Source organism: Streptomyces sp. NPDC060209 (genome assembly GCF_042728155.1).
GTDB lineage: Bacteria > Actinomycetota > Actinomycetes > Streptomycetales > Streptomycetaceae > Streptomyces.
The window spans coordinates 1-4,410 of record NZ_JBHWZS010000475.1 but is presented as its reverse complement, the minus strand read 5'-3'; the positions used below and the strand labels follow the sequence as shown (position 1 = coordinate 4,410).

3 protein-coding genes and 1 riboswitch are annotated in these 4,410 nt (G+C 70.1%); all 3 genes read left to right on the top strand.

Annotation, left to right across the window (positions count from 1 at the left end):
• Nucleotides 1–139 precede the first annotated feature (139 nt).
• The 3 genes from ACFWFI_RS41305 to ACFWFI_RS41295 all read left to right on the top strand — a co-directional run bounded on the left by ACFWFI_RS41305 (nucleotide 140) and on the right by ACFWFI_RS41295 (nucleotide 4,366).
• On the top strand, nucleotides 140–640 hold the full coding sequence (locus tag ACFWFI_RS41305; RefSeq protein WP_387400887.1) for a GNAT family N-acetyltransferase: 501 nt from the start codon (nucleotides 140–142) through the stop codon (nucleotides 638–640).
• A 40-nt stretch (nucleotides 641–680) separates the two neighbouring features.
• Nucleotides 681–817: riboswitch (cobalamin riboswitch) on the top strand.
• Nucleotides 818–953: 136 nt separating this feature from the next.
• Complete coding sequence (locus ACFWFI_RS41300; RefSeq protein WP_387400886.1) at nucleotides 954–3,350, top strand: ribonucleoside-diphosphate reductase subunit alpha; 2,397 nt, start codon at nucleotides 954–956, stop codon at nucleotides 3,348–3,350.
• The gene (locus ACFWFI_RS41295; protein ID WP_387400884.1) at nucleotides 3,350–4,366 is read left to right on the top strand and encodes a ribonucleotide-diphosphate reductase subunit beta; all 1,017 of its coding nucleotides are present in this window, start codon (nucleotides 3,350–3,352) and stop codon (nucleotides 4,364–4,366) included. The genes ACFWFI_RS41300 and ACFWFI_RS41295 overlap by 1 nt, the downstream gene beginning before the upstream one ends.
• Nucleotides 4,367–4,410: the final 44 nt, after the last annotated feature.

Sequence of the window (4,410 nt, the reverse complement as noted above, 5' to 3'; positions counted from 1 at the left end):
ATGTCCGTCCCGGCAGGGTTCGCCCTGCCGGGACGGACGCGTACGGGGGCCGGTGCTCGGCGTCGGCTGCCGGGCCGCCCCGGCCGTGTCTCGGGAACCCGCGTGCGCCGGGCCGGCCGGCTGCGGCAGACTGACGCCCATGGATGTCTCGATCAGGCCGGTCCGCGCCACGGAGCACGAGGCCCTGGGCGAGATGACGGCCCAGGCGTATCTCGGCGACGGACTGCTGGACTTCGGCGCGACCGACCCCTATCTCGAACAGCTCCGCGCCGTCGGGCGGCGGGCGGCGGAAGCCCTGGTGCTGGCCGCGGTCGACGCCGACGACAACCTGCTGGGCGGTGTCACCTACGTCGCGCCCGGCAGCCCGTGGGCCGACATCGCAGGGGAGGACGAAGCCGAGTTCCGGATGCTGGCCGTCTCCCAGGAGGCACGCGGGCGTGGAGCGGGTGAGGCCCTCGTACGGGCCTGTGTCGACCGGGCACGCGCCGCGGACGGGCTCTCCGGGATCGTCCTGTCGACCCAGTCCTCCATGGAGGCCGCCCACCGGATCTACCGGCGTCTCGGCTTCGCACGGACCCCGGAGCGGGACTGGAGCCCTCTGCCGGGCTTCACCCTCCTGACGTTCCGCCTGACCTTTTGACCCATCACGACACTACATGTGGGGGCTGCCTCAATCGGTAGCCCCCACATGTATGCTCGACCTCGCTGTCGCCGCAGGGGAATCCGGTGCGAATCCGGAACTGTCCCGCAACGGTGTGATCGGTGTGCATTCGCGCACCGCGGAGTCCGAAGACCTGTCGACAGCGCGTCCGGCTCGACCGATCCGGACGCCGAGACGTCCGGGCCCCGCGGAGGGCCGGTGGACGCCGTGCGCCATGCCGCCCCTCCCCGGGCGCTGCCGTGCCCGGCTGCCCCGCTCCCGCAGGCCCTGAGCCGAGCGAGGGATAGCCCCAGTGACCATCGCGCCAGCCGACCCGGTTTCAGCCACGGAATCCGAAGGCCGTACGACCGACGCGCCCGGGACCGCACTGCTGCGGACCCTGACCGGCCTCACCGCCGATCTGCCCGACACCGATCCCGGACGGGTCGCCGCCGCCGCGCTGCGCGGCCGCAACGCACGGTCGGACGAGGCGGAGCTGCGCACGCTGGCCACCGAGGCCGCCGCCGGCCTGATCTCCGAGGACCCGGCCTACTCCCGGCTCGCCGCCCGCCTCCTCACCCGGGCCATCGCGGACGAGGCCGCCGGCCAGGGCGCTGTCTCCTTCTCGGCATCGGTCGCCGTCGGACATCGTGAGGGCCTGATCGCGGACCGTACGGCCGAGTTCGTCACGCTGCACGCCGCCGCACTCGACGCCCTGGTCGACCAGGCGCTCACCGACGGTGCGGACGACCGCTTCGGCTACTTCGGGCTGCGGACCCTGCACAGCCGGTACCTGCTGCGCCACCCGCTCACCCGCCAGGTCGTCGAGACCCCGCAGCACTTCATGCTGCGCGTCGCCGCCGGGCTCGCCGAGGACACCTCCGAGCGAGCCCTGGAGGAAGTGGCCGCGCTGTACGGGCTGATGAGCAGGCTCGACTACCTGCCCTCCTCCCCCACCCTCTTCAACTCCGGCACGCGCCACCCGCAGATGTCGTCCTGCTACCTGCTGGACTCGCCGCTGGACGAGCTCGACTCGATCTACGACCGATACCACCAGGTGGCGCGTCTCTCCAAGCACGCGGGCGGCATCGGGCTCTCCTACTCCCGTATCCGCGCCCGTGGTTCACTCATCCGAGGGACCAACGGGCACTCCAACGGCATCGTGCCGTTCCTGAAGACGCTCGACGCCTCGGTCGCCGCGGTCAACCAGGGAGGCCGGCGCAAGGGTGCCGCGGCCGTCTACCTGGAGACCTGGCACGCGGACATCGAGGAGTTCCTGGAGCTGCGCGACAACACCGGCGAGGATCAGCGGCGTACGCACAACCTCAACCTGGCGCACTGGATCCCGGACGAGTTCATGCGCCGCGTCGACGCGGACACGGAGTGGTCGCTGTTCTCCCCGGCCGACGCCCCCGAGCTGGTGGACCTGTGGGGCGACGAGTTCGACACCGCCTACCGCGCGGCCGAGGCCAGGGGGCTGGCCCGCAAGACCATGCCGGCGCGTGAGCTGTACGGCCGCATGATGCGCACCCTCGCGCAGACCGGCCAGGGCTGGATGACGTTCAAGGACGCCTCCAACCGCACGGCGAACCAGACCGCCGAGCCGGGCCGGGTCGTCCACTCCTCGAACCTCTGCACCGAGATCCTGGAGGTCACCGACGACGGTGAGACAGCCGTCTGCAACCTGGGCTCGGTCAACCTCGGCGCGTTCGTCGCCGACGGCACCATCGACTGGGAGCGGCTGGACGCCACGGTCCGCACCGCGGTGACCTTCCTCGACCGCGTCGTGGACATCAACTTCTACCCGACCGAGCAGGCCGGCCGGTCCAACGCCCGCTGGCGCCCGGTGGGCCTGGGCGCGATGGGTCTGCAGGACGTCTTCTTCCAGCTGCGGCTGCCCTTCGACTCCCCCGAGGCCCGCGCACTCTCCACGAAGATCTCCGAGCGGATCATGCTGGCCGCCTACGAGGCGTCCTGCGACCTGGCAGAGCGGTCGGGCCCGCTCCCCGCCTGGTCCGAGACCCGCGCCGCCCGGGGCGTGCTGCACCCGGACCACTACGACACCGAGCCGAACTGGCCGGAGCGCTGGGACGCGCTGCGCGCCCGGATCGCGAAGACCGGGATGCGCAACTCCCTGCTGCTCGCCATCGCGCCGACGGCGACGATCGCCTCGATCGCCGGGGTGTACGAGTGCATCGAGCCGCAGGTCTCCAACCTCTTCAAGCGCGAGACGCTCAGCGGAGAGTTCCTCCAGGTCAACGCCTACCTGGTGGACGAGCTGAAGAAGCTCGGCGTCTGGGACGCGCGGACCCGTGAGGCACTGCGCGAGGCGAGCGGCTCCGTGCAGGGCTTCGCCTGGATCCCCGAGGACGTGCGGGCGCTGTACCGCACGGCATGGGAGATCCCGCAGCGCGGTCTGATCGACATGGCGGCGGCCCGTACGCCGTTCCTCGACCAGAGCCAGTCGCTGAACCTGTTCCTGGAGACGCCGACGATCGGCAAGCTCTCCTCGATGTACGCGTACGCCTGGAAGCAGGGGCTGAAGACGACGTACTACCTGCGTTCGCGCCCGGCGACCCGGATCGCCCGCGCGGCGTCCGGGAAGACCGCCGCCGCTGCCCCCATTCCCGTACAGCAGGCTTCGGCGCCCGACGCGGACGCGATCGCCTGCTCCCTCGAAAACCCCGAGTCCTGCGAGGCCTGCCAGTAATGAGCACATCCGAGAACAAGAACCTGCTCGACCCGGGCTTCGAACTGACCCTGCGCCCCATGCGCTACCCGGACTTCTACGAGCGCTACCGGGACGCGATCAAGAACACCTGGACGGTCGAGGAGGTCGACCTGCACTCCGACGTCGCCGACCTCGCCAAGCTCTCGCCCGGCGAGCAGCACATGATCGGCCGGCTGGTCGCCTTCTTCGCGACGGGTGACTCCATCGTCTCCAACAACCTGGTGCTGACGCTCTACAAGCACATCAACTCACCGGAGGCGCGGCTGTATCTGTCGCGTCAGCTGTTCGAGGAGGCCGTGCACGTCCAGTTCTATCTGACGCTGCTCGACACCTATCTGCCCGACCCGGAGGACCGTGCGGCGGCCTTCGACGCGGTCGAGGAGATTCCCTCGATCCGTGAGAAGGCGCAGTTCTGCTTCCGGTGGATGGACTCGGTCGAGAAGATCGAGCGGCTGGAGACGAAGGCCGACCGCCGGCGCTTCCTGCTCAACCTGATCTGCTTCGCCGCGTGCATCGAGGGCCTGTTCTTCTACGGCGCCTTCGCGTACGTCTACTGGTTCCGCTCGCGCGGTCTGCTGCACGGGCTCGCGACGGGCACCAACTGGGTGTTCCGTGACGAGACGATGCACATGAACTTCGCCTTCGAGGTCGTGGACACCGTCCGCAAGGAGGAGCCCGAGCTCTTCGACGACGAGCTCCAGCAGCAGGTCACCGACATGCTGCGGGAAGCCGTCGAGGCGGAGCTCCAGTTCGGCCGGGACCTGTGCGGCGAGGGCCTGCCGGGGATGAACACCGAGTCGATGCGCCAGTACCTGGAGTGCGTCGCCGACCAGCGGCTGACCCGGCTCGGCTTCCCCGCGCTCTACGGTTCCGAGAACCCGTTCTCGTTCATGGAGCTCCAGGGGGTGCAGGAGCTGACGAACTTCTTCGAGCGCCGCCCCTCCGCGTACCAGGTGGCGGTGGAGGGGTCCGTCGGCTTCGACGACGACTTCTAGACCCTCGCCCAGGACCTGAGGTCCGGGCGCCGCGTGGCCGTGAC

Bases quoted from the DNA above. Each gene is read 5' to 3' on its own strand.
- ACFWFI_RS41305 (WP_387400887.1), top strand. From the start codon at position 140: ATGGATGTCTCGATCAGGCCGGTCCGCGCCACGGAGCACGAGGCCCTG.
- ACFWFI_RS41295 (WP_387400884.1), top strand. From the start codon at position 3,350: ATGAGCACATCCGAGAACAAGAACCTGCTCGACCCGGGCTTCGAACTG.